15 protein-coding genes and 2 pseudogenes are annotated in these 15,727 nt (G+C 41.9%); 9 read left to right on the top strand and 8 right to left on the bottom strand.

The window, feature by feature from the left end:
• Positions 1-202: 202 nt before the first annotated feature.
• Positions 203-1,360 (top strand): DNA cytosine methyltransferase, encoded by a 1,158-nt coding sequence (locus V7K32_RS14995; protein ID WP_334994477.1) that lies wholly within the window; start codon positions 203-205, stop codon positions 1,358-1,360.
• Here V7K32_RS14995 and V7K32_RS14990 read toward each other — a convergent pair.
• From V7K32_RS14990 to mrdA, 3 genes are all read right to left on the bottom strand, one after another.
• Positions 1,323-2,072: a hypothetical protein gene (locus tag V7K32_RS14990; RefSeq protein ID WP_334994475.1), complete on the bottom strand. Its 750-nt coding sequence runs from the start codon at positions 2,070-2,072 to the stop codon at positions 1,323-1,325. The two genes, V7K32_RS14995 and V7K32_RS14990, sit on opposite strands and share 38 nt — an antisense overlap.
• The gene (locus tag V7K32_RS14985; protein WP_334994473.1) at positions 2,050-2,301 is read right to left on the bottom strand and encodes a helix-turn-helix domain-containing protein; all 252 of its coding nucleotides are present in this window, start codon (positions 2,299-2,301) and stop codon (positions 2,050-2,052) included. Before V7K32_RS14985 ends, V7K32_RS14990 begins: the two co-directional genes overlap by 23 nt.
• Positions 2,302-2,523: 222 nt before the next feature.
• Positions 2,524-4,371, bottom strand: a complete 1,848-nt coding sequence (mrdA, locus tag V7K32_RS14980) for a penicillin-binding protein 2 (protein ID WP_334994471.1) — start codon at positions 4,369-4,371, stop codon at positions 2,524-2,526.
• 199 nt (positions 4,372-4,570) lie between these two features.
• On the opposite strand from mrdA, the gene V7K32_RS14975 reads away from it, so the two are divergent.
• Both V7K32_RS14975 and V7K32_RS14970 read left to right on the top strand, forming a co-directional pair.
• On the top strand, positions 4,571-5,698 hold the full coding sequence (locus V7K32_RS14975) for an ABC transporter ATP-binding protein (RefSeq protein ID WP_334994469.1): 1,128 nt from the start codon (positions 4,571-4,573) through the stop codon (positions 5,696-5,698).
• Between the two features lie 55 nt (positions 5,699-5,753).
• Entirely contained in the window at positions 5,754-6,182 is a 429-nt protein-coding gene (locus V7K32_RS14970) for a hypothetical protein (RefSeq protein ID WP_334994467.1), read from the top strand.
• Between the two features lie 129 nt (positions 6,183-6,311).
• On the opposite strand, the gene V7K32_RS14965 is transcribed toward V7K32_RS14970, so the two are convergent.
• Positions 6,312-7,085 (bottom strand): MlaE family lipid ABC transporter permease subunit, encoded by a 774-nt coding sequence (locus V7K32_RS14965; protein WP_334994464.1) that lies wholly within the window; start codon positions 7,083-7,085, stop codon positions 6,312-6,314.
• 715 nt (positions 7,086-7,800) lie between these two features.
• Here V7K32_RS14965 and V7K32_RS14960 point away from each other — a divergent pair.
• Together V7K32_RS14960 and V7K32_RS14955 are read left to right on the top strand one after the other, a co-directional pair.
• Positions 7,801-8,496 (top strand): annotated as a pseudogene (locus V7K32_RS14960) (hypothetical protein); the annotation flags it as partial.
• A gap of 259 nt (positions 8,497-8,755) precedes the next feature.
• Positions 8,756-8,944: a hypothetical protein gene (locus V7K32_RS14955; RefSeq protein WP_334994462.1), complete on the top strand. Its 189-nt coding sequence runs from the start codon at positions 8,756-8,758 to the stop codon at positions 8,942-8,944.
• 449 nt (positions 8,945-9,393) lie between these two features.
• On the opposite strand, the pseudogene V7K32_RS14950 reads toward V7K32_RS14955, so the two are convergent.
• A pseudogene (locus V7K32_RS14950) lies at positions 9,394-10,546 on the bottom strand (alanine--glyoxylate aminotransferase family protein).
• A gap of 164 nt (positions 10,547-10,710) precedes the next feature.
• Here V7K32_RS14950 and V7K32_RS14945 point away from each other — a divergent pair.
• The 3 genes from V7K32_RS14945 (at position 10,711) to V7K32_RS14935 (ending at position 12,486) form a co-directional block, all read left to right on the top strand.
• On the top strand, positions 10,711-11,100 hold the full coding sequence (locus V7K32_RS14945; protein WP_334994460.1) for a DUF1499 domain-containing protein: 390 nt from the start codon (positions 10,711-10,713) through the stop codon (positions 11,098-11,100).
• A 357-nt stretch (positions 11,101-11,457) separates the two neighbouring features.
• Positions 11,458-12,126, top strand: coding sequence for a DUF1345 domain-containing protein (locus tag V7K32_RS14940; RefSeq protein WP_334994458.1), 669 nt, complete (start codon positions 11,458-11,460; stop codon positions 12,124-12,126).
• Positions 12,127-12,240: 114 nt separating this feature from the next.
• Positions 12,241-12,486, top strand: coding sequence for a ChaB family protein (locus V7K32_RS14935; protein WP_334994456.1), 246 nt, complete (start codon positions 12,241-12,243; stop codon positions 12,484-12,486).
• Between the two features lie 378 nt (positions 12,487-12,864).
• Here V7K32_RS14935 and V7K32_RS14930 read toward each other — a convergent pair whose 3' ends face one another.
• The 3 genes from V7K32_RS14930 to V7K32_RS14920 are packed head-to-tail and all read right to left on the bottom strand — an operon-like array spanning position 12,865 to position 15,032.
• Complete coding sequence (locus V7K32_RS14930) at positions 12,865-13,044, bottom strand: hypothetical protein (RefSeq protein WP_442938746.1); 180 nt, start codon at positions 13,042-13,044, stop codon at positions 12,865-12,867.
• Positions 13,045-13,104: 60 nt separating this feature from the next.
• Complete coding sequence (locus tag V7K32_RS14925; RefSeq protein WP_334994452.1) at positions 13,105-13,770, bottom strand: response regulator transcription factor; 666 nt, start codon at positions 13,768-13,770, stop codon at positions 13,105-13,107.
• Positions 13,767-15,032 carry a sensor histidine kinase gene (locus V7K32_RS14920; RefSeq protein ID WP_334994450.1) on the bottom strand — a complete coding sequence of 422 codons (1,266 nt, stop codon included), beginning with the start codon at positions 15,030-15,032 and terminating at the stop codon, positions 13,767-13,769. Before V7K32_RS14920 ends, V7K32_RS14925 begins: the two co-directional genes overlap by 4 nt.
• A 227-nt stretch (positions 15,033-15,259) precedes the next feature.
• Between V7K32_RS14920 and V7K32_RS14915 the strand changes: the two genes are divergently transcribed.
• The gene (locus V7K32_RS14915; RefSeq protein WP_334994448.1) at positions 15,260-15,538 is read left to right on the top strand and encodes a peptidase; all 279 of its coding nucleotides are present in this window, start codon (positions 15,260-15,262) and stop codon (positions 15,536-15,538) included.
• The last annotated feature ends 189 nt before the right edge of the window (positions 15,539-15,727 follow it).

Genomic DNA, 15,727 nt, shown 5'->3' with positions numbered 1-15,727 from the left:
GATTACTATTTGATTTCTGAACGAAATTAGGTATTGTAGCGTGTGTTAGAACGGAGTTCGTAACGCACTATTCTCAAGGGTTTGATGCGTTTCGCTGTCGCTAACACATCCTACGTATATTTTCAGAAATCAAACCGGATTCCTATATCTTTTTATAAAGGAGTTGGTTGACGATATCCTTTGAGTACTATAGTATTCAAAAATGATATATAAGATTATTGACTTATTTGCTGGCGCTGGTGGTTTGACTAAAGGATTTCACATGGCGGGCTTTGAATCTCTGTGTGCGATCGATGTAAATGCAAAAGCCCTGGCGACCTACAAGCACAATTACCCAAAAACTAAAATCATTCATCAGGACATACGTAAGGTTAGTCCTGATGAATTACGATTAGCGTTGGGCTTACGGCGAGAAGCACCAATACTCTTGATTGGCGGCCCTCCGTGTCAGGGATTGTCTAGAAATATTCCTGCCGGTTATCGCTACCTCAATGATTCCCGTAACCTGCTATATAGAACGTTTTTGGAATTCGTAGAGGAGTTTAGACCCCTTTATGTCGTAATGGAAAACGTGCCTGAAATCTTGAAAGCTTACAATGGCGTAATTAGAGAAGAAATAACAGAAAAACTTGAATCATTGGGCTATAAAGTTGTCTCTTCATCATTAAATGCTGCCCATTATGGAATACCACAAACGAGAGCCAGAGCTTTTTTTGTAGCTAGTCTAGATCGCTCCCTTCATTTTCCTGAACCAACACATTTTGGTGATATTAGGAGCGACTATAGAAATACGAAATCTTGTAATCAGCTTAATTTGTTAGAAGCAAATATTTCTCCACTTGTCACAGTCAGAGATGCGATTGGAGACTTACCACCACTAGATGCAGGACAAGACTATGATGCTGAAGTTTATCCTTCTGCTCCACAAACTACATATCAAGCGATGATGCGTCATCAAAGCATAAAAATTGTTAATCATGTGGCTCGTGCTTTGAGTCCAATTCAATTTTCAAGAGTTCGCGCTCTTTCTGAAGGACAAGATGCTAGGGATTTACCATCTGAATTAGCTCCCAAGAAACACTATAGCGGCGCATACGGGAGACTTTATTGGGATAAGCCAGCAAGAACTATCACTAGATGGGTCTTCCATCCAGGATCGGGTAGGTTTTTTCATCCTACTCAAGATCGAACAATTACAATACGTGAAGCTGCAAGATTACACTCTTATCCAGATGATTTTCACTTTTTGGGAACATATACTGAGATGGCTTCTCAAATTGGCGAATCTGTACCTCCCCTGCTAGGTAAAGCGATCGCTTCATCTATTCTTCAGACCTATCTTCAGAAAACTGCGTATTGATTTGATCTTGCAAAGCAGAGAGAACTGTTTCCACATATCGATCAAGCGTAAGACGAGTTCTTTCAACTGTAATGCGAACTGCCTGTGTAGGAATAGTTCTAGCTCGAAAAAGTTGTTTCTGATTTTTGTACCAAACTAATTCTATTTTGCCTGCAACGCTTCCCTGTAGTCCAGCCCCTAATCCCCCAGTAGTTCTATCTACCGTCCAAGCCCAAGAAAAGGTATTTGGGTCAAGAGGATTGAGTGGAAACTCGCAGTAAATATACTCGTAGCCTTTGATAGTTTTCAGTAATATGCCTTCATAACTATTTACAACACTTTGTGCTGCCTGACTCAAAATAATCTTCTCGTTCCAATGTTGGATAATGGCTGATCCAAGCTCATTAGGTAAGGATTGCTCAGTCAGACCAGGAAAACCCAGTTGGACAGCCTTCTTGATGACATCTGCTCTCTGAATGACAAACAAAAATGAATTTGTAAAGTTGAGGCTATTGAGTTGTAGGGATTTGAGTGACCAACCAGTTTTAGTCACCAAGTCAACAGCATCATAGAGAAGCTTGCTACGTCCAAAAGCGGGATCTGATAAAGGAATATCCTTAATATAATGAAAAATTGCTTCCCACGTATAATCTTCTATCGAGCCGATGACTGGAGATGCAATAGTAGCAATAATGGCTTGGCTTAATCTTTCAATCTCGTTGTCCGTCAACACTGAGGCTTTCCTCTACAGCTTGTAAAAACTCGCTCATTGTCATACCTAAAGCATTGGTAATATGGTTGAGAACTCTAACAGATGGACTTTTTAGCCCTCGCTCAAGCTGGCTGATGTAAGTCCTGTGCAGACCTGTCACTTCTGCAAGATACTCCTGTGACCAACCTTTTTCTGTGCGATGACGCTGTAGTTCTAGTCCTAAAATTTGGTCTAGTTTACTGGGCTGCATGAAGAAAAAGCCTAGTATTTTGAATACAAAAGTTCTACAGACTAAAGTATTCAAAATCTCGAACTATGCAACGCCAAGTTTATTTACTCATCAAAGTTAGCTTAGACATTATACTAGTGGTCTGTCCCATTAGTTATGAAGGGTTTGATTTGAGCGATAAATCGCTCAAATCAAGGACCAAAGTCCTTACTACGAACTTATTCACCCCTTGGGGACAGACTACTAGTCTCCAGTGCCATGTCCAGAACTCTGAGTTTTAGCTTCTGATGGCTCAACCTGAGGTTTTTGATACTTACCTGGATACTTATGCTGAAAATAAGCTTCTAGCACTTGTAAAACCATCGGCCCGCAAATCGTACCCCCATGTTCGCCAGTATTTTCACCAAAGGCCACAACCACAATTTCCGGCTTATTACTGGGGGCATAAGCACCAAACCAAGTATGATTGGGGCGACCAACACCAGCTTCAGCAGTGCCACTCTTCCCAGACGCTGGGGCAATTGTCGGCACGTTCAAGTGCTTACCTGTACCCTCACTCACTACCCTCCGCAGTCCGTCGCGGAGAACTTTGATAGTTGTCGGCTTCATATTTAAGGATTCTCGCCAACTTTTTGCTTCTTCGTTGTCTTTGAGCAAATGCGGCTGAACTCGATACCCGCCATTAGCAGGGACAGAAAACATAATCGCCGATTGCAGGGGTGTAACTTGCAAAGCACCTTGACCAATTGACATATTAATGGTATCGCCTACAGTCCAAGGTGTTTTCAAAACTCTCTGCTTCCATTTTTCATCTGGAACCAAGCCTTTTGATTCTTCGCCCTGAAATTCAATGCCAGTTTTTTGACCAAATCCGTATTTGCGACTCCATTCGATTAAAGTTGGGCCACCGACTTTTCTACCAACTTGATAGAAGAAAGTATCACTACTCATAGCGATCGCTCTTGGAAATCCTAATGGCCCAAATCCGGCGTGATTCCACTCACCAAAAGTCACCCCACCAACGGTAAGAGAACCAAAGGTCTGTAATATTGTATCAGGAGAAAATTGCCCTGATTCCAACCCGGCTGTCGTGGTGACAATTTTGAAAGTACTGGCGGGGGGAAAGGCACTCAAGGCGCGATTGATCAAGGGATGGTCTTTACCTTGTAAGGTTTCCCAATCTTTCTGGGAGAGTTTTTGTTTGGAGAAAATATTCGGGTCAAAGGTGGGGTAAGATACCAGTGCTAAAACAGCACCGTTATTCGGATCGAGTGCTGCGATCGCCCCTCGGTGATTTCCCAAAGCTTTTTGGGCTGCCTTTTGCACATCCAAATCTATAGTCAAGTGCAAATCGTTACCAGCTTTTGCCTGTTTCTCCCCCAAAACCCGGATTGGTCTACCCGCACCATCCACTTCTACTTGCTGACCGCCCCATTCACCCCGCAGCATTTTCTCATAAGCCTTTTCCACCCCCATCTGACCGATTACATCTCCGAGTCGGTAGCCTTGCTGCTTTTTGTCCTTTAACTGGTCGGGGGTCAACTCTCGCGTATAACCTAGTACATGAGCAAATTCCTTGCCGTGGGGATAATAACGCACAGAATCTGTATTGATTTCCACTTCGGGAAGTTCATTTTTATACTCCTTTAATGCCGTGATTTCTGCTTCATTTAGGGCGCGAGCCACCCGAATGAGTGAAGAAGAATTAGCACCAGCTTGTTCTAATTTCTTTTCCATTTCATCTTGGGGAATGTTGAGAATTTGCGCTAGACGCGGCCCGACTACAGACCAAGAAGGCTTAGTATGTGCCATCGGCCACAAATATACAGAGCTAGGATAGCGAGTAGTGGCTAAAAGTTTACCGTTGCGGTCAAAAATATTTCCCCGTTCCGGTTGTTTGGAGATCATCCGAATTCGGTTTGCTTCGGCTCGTTCTCGGAGTTTTGGCCCTTCAACAATTTGCAAATATGCCAAACGTGTCCCAATACCGCCAGTCATTAATAGGGTAAATACGATTAAAAATATTGATTGGAAACCACGTCCAACTGTACGTGTATCTTTTTTGCTGCCAATTGATGGGAATAAAGACATAAGACAAATAATGATTCTAATAGGGGTATTATCTGTATACAATTACCCTAAACTCATGTCTAGTACTGAGTATAAAAGAATTGGGCGAGTATCTTCTTGAACAATTGTTTTTGGCGGATACAATAAACCAAAGTGTCAAATCTAGTCTGCCCAATAGACTACTGACATCACGTAATATCACGGCATTCTACTGAGGATTATGGCTCAAATTGTCATGCAGAATCAAAGGGGGATAACAACTTTTCAGCCACTTGATGTTGAACTGCGTAACGTGTTCAAGTTTTTTAACCAAGAACCAGCAGTAAATGGAATCGATTTGGATGTTAGACAGGGAGAATTTTTTAGTATTTTAGGCCCCTCCGGTTGTGGTAAAACAACAACACTGCGTTTAATCGCTGGGTTTGAAATCGCTGACGCTGGGAAGGTGTTGATTCAGGGTCAGTCTATGACTAATGTGCCGCCTTACCGCCGACCCGTCAATACTGTATTTCAAAGTTACGCCCTATTTAACCACCTGAATGTCTGGAATAACATCGCCTTCGGACTGCGGTTAAAAAAAATAGCCAAATCGAAAATTGAAGCTAGAGTTGAAGAAGCTTTAAAACTCGTGAAAATGGAAAGTTTGCGATCGCGCTTTCCCAATCAACTTTCTGGTGGTCAACAGCAGCGAGTCGCTTTAGCAAGGGCTTTAGTCAATCGCCCCACCGTCGTATTACTGGATGAACCTTTAGGGGCGTTAGATTTAAAATTACGTAAAGAAATGCAGGTCGAGTTATCAAATTTACACCAAGATTTGGGAGTGACCTTTGTGATGGTGACACACGACCAAGAAGAAGCATTGTCTTTGAGCGATCGCATTGCCGTGATGAACCAAGGTAAAATTGAACAAGTTGGCACTCCTAGCCAAATCTACGAACGTCCTTGCACATCTTTTGTTGCTGATTTTATTGGTGATACTAATTTATTTAGCGGTGAAATTGTAGCAGTAGACTCTTCTAATATTAAAATTTCGACAAAAACGGCACTCTCAATTGTTATTAGCCGCGCTGAAGATACACCATCTGAATTATCACAAGCAGTGGTAGTGAGTGTCCGCCCAGAAAAAATACAGCTTTCCCTTTATCCACCCAATTTGCCAACTAACTGTTTTGAAGGACGGCTTGTCAATGTTATGTATTTGGGTACACATGTTAATTATGTTGTGGAATTAACAAATGGCATTAGCATAAATGTGTTGCAACCGAATACTTTTGGCGTTTTAGTAGACCGCGACACGCCCATCTATGTTTGGTGGGCAGAAAATGATTGTTTAGCTATTAGTCAATAGTTATAAAATTCAATAATGGAATAAAACCTTGACCCTGTACTAGGAGTATTAACCCATGCCAATGCAAAGAGTTCCTTGGGTGTCCCTGGCGTTAGTACTGCTTAGTTACAGTACTTTGGGCTGGCTAATATCTGAAACACGCGCTTCTGTGTCTATGTGGCTGGCGACTGTCGTTGCTATCTTGCTTTTAATAGTAACGTTGAGCATTCCCTGGACGAAAATAACATATTACTTCAGTATTTTACTTAAATCAAATACGAGGTCTTTCGCCGTTGCCGTTATAGCAGCTTTCTTGTTCTTTATTATGATTGCCTGGTTTCGAGTATTTCTTGATACTTTGCTGATCGTTTCGGCAACTATATTAGTCAAGATAGACTTTCAAACAGCAGGTCTTAGGGCAGGGCTAGCCTTTTTAACTGCATCTATCTTTTCATTAAGCGGTTTGGCCTTGGGTGCGCTAATCTACAAGTTAATATATTCGTGATGTTAAATTAGAAGTTATACTAAATTTTGTTAACGTTATAACGTATACCCAATAAAACAACTTCCTTTTTAGCTCAGGTTTCCAACTTGTTAAAAAAAGTCGGTAATGTTGTTCAATACTTGCTTGGTTTCAAAATACAGGCTGTTCAAACAGCAGTACAGAGAGGAAAAGATCCATCATAAAAATTGATATCCAACTAGTAACTACTGCTTTTGTTGCCGATTCTCCTACTTCCTTTGCTCCTCCCTTAGTAGTTAATCCCCAACTACAACCAATAACAGCAACTAGCATCCCAAAAAGAAACCCTTTTAGCAAAATAATAAACAAATCTGACGGTTCTAAAAAATTTCTGACTGATTCTAAAAATATTTCGGGAATAATTTTGTAAAAATATGATGCGGCAAAAACTCCGCCGAAGATGCCCGTAACTAAAGCTAAAATCGTCATCAAAGGCATCATTAAACTACAAGCAATTACTCTAGGAACTACTAGATAATCAATTGGATCAGTTTTGAGCATATAAAGTGCATCAATTTGCTCTGTAACTTGCATTGCTCCTATTTCTGCTGCAAAAGCAGAACCTACTTGTGCGGCCATTATACTAGCGGTCAAAATAGGAGCCAATTCTTTACAAAAAGCTAAGGCAAAAGCACCTCCCACAGCATCTATAGCCCCAAATCTGATTAATTCTCTTGCCATCTGAAGAGTAAAAATCATCCCTGCAAAACCACTGACAAGGAGAACTGGAAAGATAGAACCTGGTCCTGCGATCGCCAGATGTTGTAGAATCTTGCGATAGTACGTTTTTCCTTGGAGTAAATGTAGCCACACTTGACCGAAAAGCAGTACTGCTATAAAACAGCGTACAATCCAAGATTGCTCGAAATTTGTTTTTAGTCGCAATTTTATCGTCCTTAAGACTGGCTTTTTATGGACATTAATTTGTCTTTTGAGCAAAACGACGCTGCTGAGATGATATGCAGCTTTTTTAACTCTTCTCGGTGGAAAAGACGCGCCAGATAATAAAGACCGTAAAACCTAGATAGGTGAATACTGTCAGCCATTCTTGCCAGCTACCAAATTTATTATTCATCAGCAAAAGCCGGAAAATTAATATTTTTAGATCCTACACGCTGACGCTGCCAGTCGCTTGCTGTATTTTGGGAGATAAAGGCTACTCAAAAATTTTTAGCGAATTTTCCGGAATCGATAAGAGCAAAGTGGTATCACTTATCAGAGCATCGATATTATACTGAACCTCTATAACTAACCCTCGGGGAATATAGCCCCATTGTTTACGCTCAAAAGCCTGGTCACTAAGACTGGGCTTTTGATGTTTATACCAAGATGAGTACGCGAAAAACGAACCTTATTAGGCACAGAGAACACAGAGAAATAAGAGTTTGAGAGAGTTTTGTGTAAGTTAGGGTCAGAGCAATTGCAACACTTGTTTAAACTATTAGGGTATCAAATAAAACTTTATTCCAGAAACTTTTAAGAGATTTTATCGGTCTGGTGTTCCAAATTCTGCAAAAATCAACCAATGTTATCTTCTGCTCAAGGTATTCCCGGATTACCCGATTTGACGCATCCGATTGAGTACCCCGGAGGTTTAGATGGCTTTCCTTTCCAGCTACAACCAGGGGAAGAAACTACTTTTCGAGTTACCTATCAGGCTCAAGGAGGGCCTCGCTGGGTTTATAGCGCAACGGGACAGTTGCTTTCTAATTTTAGCCTCATAGCAGTTGCTAACTTTGCTCCGGCTGATTTTGCTAGTGGTATTGTACCGAATGAAATTAAAGTTAACGGACGCAGTACACAATTTACTTGGAAATTTGACGATAATGTTTCAGTCAAAAATCCATTTGGAGTGTTTACCAACACCGAACCTATTCGCCACACGGGCGTAATTCCCCGTCTTTTATTGCTAGCACCAGCAATATTTTTGTGGTGGATATTATTGTTATATTTGTCACTGCCAATGAGTTTGAAAAATATTGCGATCGCTGCTAGTATTTTCTTTGCTTGTCTATTAATGTTGACTTATCTAGCTCGCGTCATGAATGCTCAGTTGGCTTGGACTTTAATTTCCATCATCTTACTGTTTTTGACATGGGGATTGGGGGCAAGTCGTAGTGCTTCTCTTGCTGCTATTATCTGCACTATTGCTGGAGCAGTATTACCCATCTTTGGCTTATTAATACCGTTCAGTGGACTAACCCTCAGCCTCGCGGGTTTGCTTTGTGCCGTCTGGCTAGCAGTTCGTCACTGGTATGGCTGGTACAGTTTGCATCCAAAAGAGCAAAGATTGTAGGGCTGTAGAAAAATGCTAAATATTAAGTGATTCCGCTATGATTAGCGAAGTTTTAGTAAATAGCACTTATGGACTTCTAAGTAAGTGGGCGCAAATAATCATCACTGGCTCGTAGTTGCGCTTTAGCGAAGACAGCGAAGACAGCGAAGACAGCGCAACTACGAGCCAAATACAGAGATTTTACTTTTCGTTATATAGTTTGGTTTTATCTTGCCTACCTACTTAAGAAATAAATTATCCATCTGGTGGGGTGGGCAACATGAGCGCCCTGAATATGGGACGGGTGAGGACACCCGTCCCACAAGAAAATTTGGGATGTTTTTTTATTTGTCAGTCTCTTATGGATAACGATTTACTGACTTTTTTGGCGGCGGCTGGGTTACTCGTCCTCTATCTCATCTTTTCTGCATTGACTGAAATGGGAACTAAATTACCCTGGAAGAAATAAACAGATAAGCTAAGTTAAACCACGCCTATCTTGAAACCTATAGTTCTTCCATGATGAAAAGGATTTGCCCTCATCCCCCAACCCGAATTCCAGATTTGGGATTCGGGGAGCCAGAATTTCAAACTCCCTCTCCCAGATTTGGGAGAGGGATTTAGGAAGAGGGTGAAAACTACGGTTCTCAACTTTGATAAGGTTTAATATATTTATTGTTCGAGGGAATGCCAAATGCGCGATCCACAGAAGAACCAGATTAAAATTGAGCCAGCAACCCTCGTATTAATTGTGTCCCTACTAATACTCTTGCCTCTACTGTTTGTTGGTTTTTTATCGCAATGAGTTTGCTTTAATTCTCGAATGAAGGTTAGCGCGATGCCTACGCTGGGGTACGCCTACGCTCTTTATATCAGGTGCGTTAAGCTACTGATAACGCATCTGATATCACCAAAAAACTACTTAGGCAAAACTTGCCGGAGTGCTGCTAAAAGTTGGTCAACACTTTCCTTTCGACTATTAAAGCCCATCAATCCGACGCGCCAAACAAGACCTGCTAATTCGCCAAGACCGCCGCCAATTTCAATATTATGTTCATTGAGTAACTGGCGGGCGATCGCTTTCCCATCTACCCCTGCTGGAATACAAACAGTGGTGAGCGTTGGCAGTCTATACTGTTGCTCAACGTGCATACTCAGTCCTAAATTCTCCAATCCTTCCCAGAGATATTCTACGTTTTTCTGATGCCGTTGCCAGGAGTTTGCTAACCCCTCTTCTGCAAGCAAACGTAATGCTTCCCGCAATGCATAATATAAATTAATCGGTGCTGTATGGTGATAGATGCGTTCAGCGCCCCAATATTTACCCAGTAACAACATATCCAAATACCAGTTTGCAACCTTTGTTTGGCGCTGTTGCAATTTTTCAACTGCACGCGGACTCATTGTAAAGGGCGAAGCACCAGGCGGGCAACCCAACCCTTTTTGGCTACAACTATAGGCTAAGTCAACTCCCCAAGCATCCAAAAACAAGGGGACACCACCCAAACTTGTCACCGTATCTACCAACAACAAAGTGCCAAATTCACGACACAAATCAGCGACTCCTTCCAATGGTTGACGTGCGCCGGTGGAGGTTTCGGCATGAACTAGAGCTAAAATAGTTGGACGATGAGTTTTTAATGCAGTTTGGAGTTCATCCAGGTTAAAAACTTGTCCCCAGGGTTTGGTAATGGTTCGCACATGGGCGCCATAACGTCCAGCCATATCTACAAGGCGATTACCGAAGTAACCAGCTACACCAATTAAAACCACATCACCGGGTTCTACAGCATTGGCGATGGTTGCTTCCATTGCGGCTGTTCCCGTACCACTGACTGCAATGGTGAGTGGGTTTTGTGTTTGCCATACGTAGGTAGCGTAGCAACGACTGAATTTCATCCATGAGGGCGAGAAAAGCTGGGTCAAGATGCCCAACGGGTGAAGTATTCATCGCTTGAAGAACTGTAGGATGGGTATTGGAGGGACCAGGCCCCAACAGCAGACGGGATCGAATTAACAGAGGTGCGAGTTGCAAGCACCCAGAGTCGTTGATTGAAATTGTTTGCGTCATAAACTGGCTTCGCCTAGACGATACTTACCGGATCATAGAGCGATCGCATCACCGATGTTTTAGTTAATCTGTCATTTGTCAGAAGATGCAATTACGCCGAAGTATTAGAGTAATTCAAGCAAATGTGAGAGAGTATATTTATTCACTTACCCGGAGACATAATTATGGTTTTTGCTGGCAAACGACCAAATAATTTAGGTATCAGCAATGGTAAATTAGCACCTTGCCCTAATTCTCCTAACTGCGTTTCTAGTCAGAGTGCAGATGCAAGCCACAAAATTGCACCACTGATTTTTACATCTACCACAGAAGAAGCGATTAGTAATCTTAAACAGATTATTGAGTCTTTACCAAGAACTAAAATAATTACCGAAAGTCAAGATTATTTATATGCAGAATTTAAAAGTGCTTTACTAGGATTTGTGGATGATGTAGAATTCTATTTAGACCGGAATGCTAATGTGATCCAAGTACGTTCCGCCTCACGCTTAGGTCAAAGCGATTTGGGTGTTAATGGTCAACGAATAGAAACGATTAGAGCCAAGTTAAAATAATTCGTAATTCGTAATTCGTAATTCGTAATTGAATTAGTTAAAAATTTACACCACAACAAGTAAGCTGATTCTAAGTTATGTAGTTAAAATACTTAAGAATAAGGGGGAGGTGGATACACAAAGCTGCAATTTGAATGACGATTAAGTAGGTAGACAAGATAAAACAAAACTATGTAACGAAAAGTAAAATCTATGTATTTGGCTCGTAGTTGCGCTGTCTTCGCTAAAGCGCAACTACGAGCGAGTGATGATTATTTGCGCCCACTTACTTAGCTTAAAGAACACCAAATTGTAAAATTGGTGTGGTGTTTTCATTAGTTATGAATTACGAATTAGTTATTTGCGATCGCAACATTTGTGAAACTTAATTTGTTTAAAAACTTTGACCCCCGCCCCAGATTGATCATTGCTGTCGGACTTGCTGGATTAGTTTCAATAATTCTTCCATCTTGGCTGCACTTACCTACTCGCATTCTCTGTGCTTGGAACTTTGGTGCTGACTTTTTCTTAGCCGTAACCTGGTGGAAGATGATCAAAGCTACCCCAGAAAAAATTCGCCGTTATGCTGAGAATGAATATGAAGGACATTTAGCTATATTCTTACTGGTGATAGCTGCGGCTTGTGCTAGTGTTTTAGCGATCGGGTTTTTATTAAGTAATAAAAAAGGGTTATCAACAATTCTGCTTACCCTACATGTCATACTTTCAATTATGACCATTGTTGGTTCCTGGTTACTAGTGCATACGATGTTTGCAGTGCAATATGCACACAGCTATTACAAATCTATTAGTCGTAATAATAAACAAGAAATCACCAAAGGTTTAGATTTTCCTAATAACGACTATCCAGACTATTGGGAATTTTTATATTATTCATTTGTAGTTGGCATGACAAGTCAAGTTTCAGATGTGGAGACGACATCACCTGCTATGAGGCGCTTGACTCTATTACATAGTATATTATCCTTCTTTTTCAATACCACAATTTTAGCGATGAGCATCAATATTATTGCATCGCTGATTTAAAAATCGCTTAACTCAGCCAAAAGTATGATTATTTACTTCTCTACTTTCAGAAAGAGGAAATTCTATTGCAAGTTTTTTAACATGAATTTAAGTTGAGATAATCGGAGTAAGTTTATGGCTGATCAAACAATAAATGAATTGCCTGCTGAAATTCAAGAACAGTTGCCTGAACACGCACAGCAGATTTTTGCAGCAGCACTTAGCGCTGCTCAAAGTAATGGTTTGAGTGAAGAGGGTGCGCGTGAGATTGCCTGGAATAGTGTAAAGAATGAATACGAACCAGGCAGCGATGGCAAATGGCAGAGAAAGCCTGAAGACACTGCTATACATAATAAATCTGTTGTGTCTGGTGGTAATTAAGTAAGTTTAAGCTTGGCATAGCTATCTTTTGTTAGAGGTAACGGAAAATTTAAAGGGAATTCCATTTTTACGAAGCGGGGATGGAATTCCCTTTTGCTTTTTCATAAATTTTTGCTAGATGATAGACATTTTGAAGAAACTATAATTATTTAAATATTGGCTAGAAAAATCTATACAGGACATGCTAATTGGGAGCATCCCGTCAGGTGCAAAAACCTTGATAGCCCTCATCCCCTAACCCCGAATCCCATCATATGGGATTCGGGGAACTAGAATTATGTCTCCCCTCTCCCATATCATGGGAGAGGGGCTGGGGGTGAGGGAAAAGATTTAAGCCAAAATTGGGATGCTCCCTGCTAATTGAACAAGACGAAACTGCTATTCTTCTAAACCTTCACTTGTTTGAGTGGCATAACTAATATTACGTCGCTGCACCATAGTTCTGGCAGCTAGTTCAGCAGGGTTATTATGCAACGGTAGTTCAGGATTCTCTAAAACCAATAACAACTCAGATACTTTTGCTGCTGTTAATCTTTTTCGTTCATCTAATTGCTGTATCGGCTCAACAATCTGGGGTAGGCAGGTTTGATGTTGTGTAACTTTTACACGACAGGATTTTTATGATAGTGATATCAAGGGTAAGAACGCACTTGCAAACATCGCCGCTTGAGTGCGATCGCGGACATTCAGCTGACTCAGAATGCGGGTGATGTGGTTTTTCACCGTTCGTTCTGAAATGTAGAGAGCTTCTGCAATTTCGCGATTGCTGGCACCGGCAATAATCAATCTCAACACCTCTCGTTCTCGTAAAGTCAGTCCTGCAAGTTCGGCGGGGAGTTGGATTGGTGGAGATTCAGGAAACACTGGCGCGATCGCTTTTTCGATCAATCCTGGACCCATCTGGGTATATCCTTTATACACGGCTCGAATCGCAGCCGCTAGATCATCCGAATGTGTGTCTTTTAGTAAGTAGCCTCGTGCTCCTACTTGCATTGCTTGTGAAACATACTCATCATCGTCAAAGGTGGTTAGTACAATTACTTTGATCTGATTGAATTGCTGATGAATCAAGCGAGTCGCCGCTATGCCATCCATCACAGGCATTCGTACATCCATCAATACGACATCTGGCTGTAACCTTTCAGTCTGAATGATTGCCTGCTGACCGTTTTCTGCTTCACCAATCACTTCTAAATCAGGTTTGGCATCGAGGAGGCTTCTCAAGCCTTGGCGAATAATCAGTTGATCGTCAACGAGCAATAGGCGGATTTTGGCATAAGTCATAGTACTGGCTGAGGTAATGGAATGGATATCGCAATGCGGCAACCTTGCTCCCGCTGGCTAGTGAGCATAAATTGTCCTCCGAGAGCAGCAGTTCGTTCTCGCATTCCTTGAAGTCCAAATCCAGTCGTGTTGCGCGTTGGGTCGAATCCTTGTCCATTATCAACGATCTGAAGATGAATCGTGTTGTAATTTTGCTGAAGCTGAAGGCTAACTTGTGTCGCAACGCTATGTTTGGAGATGTTAGTGAGAGATTCTTGAATGATGCGATAGAGAGCAGTACTCATCTCGATCGAGATTGGTTGAGAAACTTGCAGCAGCGAGGTTGGTATGATTCCGGTTGTCGCTTGAAATTCTGCGCTCAATGCTGCAATCGCAGCTTCAAGCGATCGTCCTTGGAGGGGATTGGAGCGTAAGGTTGCAATCGATCGACGAACTTCCTGTAATGCTCGCGCGCCGAGTCGTTGCGCTTCTTGCAAAAAGGAATGCGTTTTTTCAGCTTCTGGCGGCAAAAATAGCAGCGCATTCTCTAGTTGAATACTTTGAGCCGTCAGTGCATGTCCTAACGCATCATGAATTTCTCGCGCAATTCGATTGCGTTCTTGCAGCGTAGCTTGATCCTCGATTCGTAAAGCATAGGAGCGCAGTTGTTCATTGGCTAGCAATAATTTTTCGCGGCTTTGGCGTTCTGCTAGTAACGCATTGACTAAGAGCAAGATAAATAATAACGTTAACCCAAATGCGATCGCGGTATTGATGTTAAGCGTTAGAATCGTGTTCGCAATGGACTCAGATGAAACATCATGGTGAGGTTTGTGATGTGGTGGGGGCATTCCCCAAAACAGCATCAGCACTGAGAAAATAAAAACTAATGCAGCAACGATTAATTGTCCTGCTTGCTGAAAAATTAAACAACTGCGAATCACAATAATTAGACCCAGAAGCGGAAAAAATCCAGTTCTTCGATCGAGCCAAAATGTCAGCCCAAGTAACCCCAGTTCCAATGCGGTGTATAAAATTTTGTGGCGAATTCCTTGCATGGGAAGCTTTAAGCCCATTACCCCAAACCCAAGCAAAATCAGAATCACCAGCATTTGATCGGTCGCATTAATTCCAAATCGAGCAGGTCGAATCTCTATCAGGAAGGCAAGTCCGAGCAGAATCCATTCGAGATAGAGAATTAAGCGAAAGGAATGATTGGGGAGTCGCGATTTGAGGAACTGCCCAGGTGAAGAGGCTGCTGAACGGATAAATGGGCGCTGCATAGAATAAATGTCTGGGGACTACGATCGATCCAGCCTTTTTCAGAACAATCTATTTCTACTCTAATAGAACTGACGCGACCAGTGCTGTTTCTCTCTATCAAATTTAAGTCGCTCTCTTTGGGACTTTGGTACTAGATAAAATTAGGAACATCGATCCATGTAATCAATCGATCTCGACTTCTAAGATTTGAGTATCAACTTTTGAACCGTTCTTGTTTATATCACGCATGAATCGTCTTTTTCGTAAATATCATCGGTGGCTTGCGATCGTTTGTGCGCTGCCACTCTTGCTGACCGTGATGACCGGAATGACGTTTCCGATTGCGAAAGCACTTCATCAACGCCAACTGGCAGGCTTTCTCATTCACCTTCATACCTTAGAAACCTTTGGGCTGGGTGACTTTTTTCCCATTCTCAATGGGCTTGGATTACTCGGACTGTTAATTACCGGAATTTACATGACCCGTCTATTTCGAGAAAAACGCGCTCATTCACTTGACCTTTAAGGAAGTTCTACGATGACTACTCAATTCCATCTGTCTGCTTGATATCAATCTTACCAGACCCCTTGGTGCTTCTTTTGCAGATTGGTTAGCACAACAGGGCAAACGCATCTTAATTGGAACGAAAAATGAGGTATGATGGAGGGTTAGCATTTTTGCTGCTACTCCAGGTGAGCGGTGCATCCACTACTT

Source organism: Nostoc sp. (assembly GCF_036917635.1).
Taxonomy (GTDB): domain Bacteria; phylum Cyanobacteriota; class Cyanobacteriia; order Cyanobacteriales; family Nostocaceae; genus Nostoc.
This window is presented reverse-complemented; position numbering and strand designations above follow the sequence as displayed.

Bases quoted from the DNA above. Each gene is read 5' to 3' on its own strand.
- V7K32_RS14915 (WP_334994448.1), top strand. From the start codon at position 15,260: ATGAATCGTCTTTTTCGTAAATATCATCGGTGGCTTGCGATCGTTTGT.
- V7K32_RS14925 (WP_334994452.1), bottom strand. From the start codon at position 13,770: ATGACTTATGCCAAAATCCGCCTATTGCTCGTTGACGATCAACTGATT.
- V7K32_RS14945 (WP_334994460.1), top strand. From the start codon at position 10,711: ATGGTTTTTGCTGGCAAACGACCAAATAATTTAGGTATCAGCAATGGT.
- V7K32_RS14985 (WP_334994473.1), bottom strand. From the start codon at position 2,301: ATGCAGCCCAGTAAACTAGACCAAATTTTAGGACTAGAACTACAGCGT.
- V7K32_RS14920 (WP_334994450.1), bottom strand. From the start codon at position 15,032: ATGCAGCGCCCATTTATCCGTTCAGCAGCCTCTTCACCTGGGCAGTTC.
- V7K32_RS14995 (WP_334994477.1), top strand. From the start codon at position 203: ATGATATATAAGATTATTGACTTATTTGCTGGCGCTGGTGGTTTGACT.
- V7K32_RS14975 (WP_334994469.1), top strand. From the start codon at position 4,571: ATGGCTCAAATTGTCATGCAGAATCAAAGGGGGATAACAACTTTTCAG.
- V7K32_RS14935 (WP_334994456.1), top strand. From the start codon at position 12,241: ATGGCTGATCAAACAATAAATGAATTGCCTGCTGAAATTCAAGAACAG.
- V7K32_RS14970 (WP_334994467.1), top strand. From the start codon at position 5,754: ATGCCAATGCAAAGAGTTCCTTGGGTGTCCCTGGCGTTAGTACTGCTT.
- mrdA (WP_334994471.1), bottom strand. From the start codon at position 4,371: ATGTCTTTATTCCCATCAATTGGCAGCAAAAAAGATACACGTACAGTT.
- V7K32_RS14955 (WP_334994462.1), top strand. From the start codon at position 8,756: ATGAGCGCCCTGAATATGGGACGGGTGAGGACACCCGTCCCACAAGAA.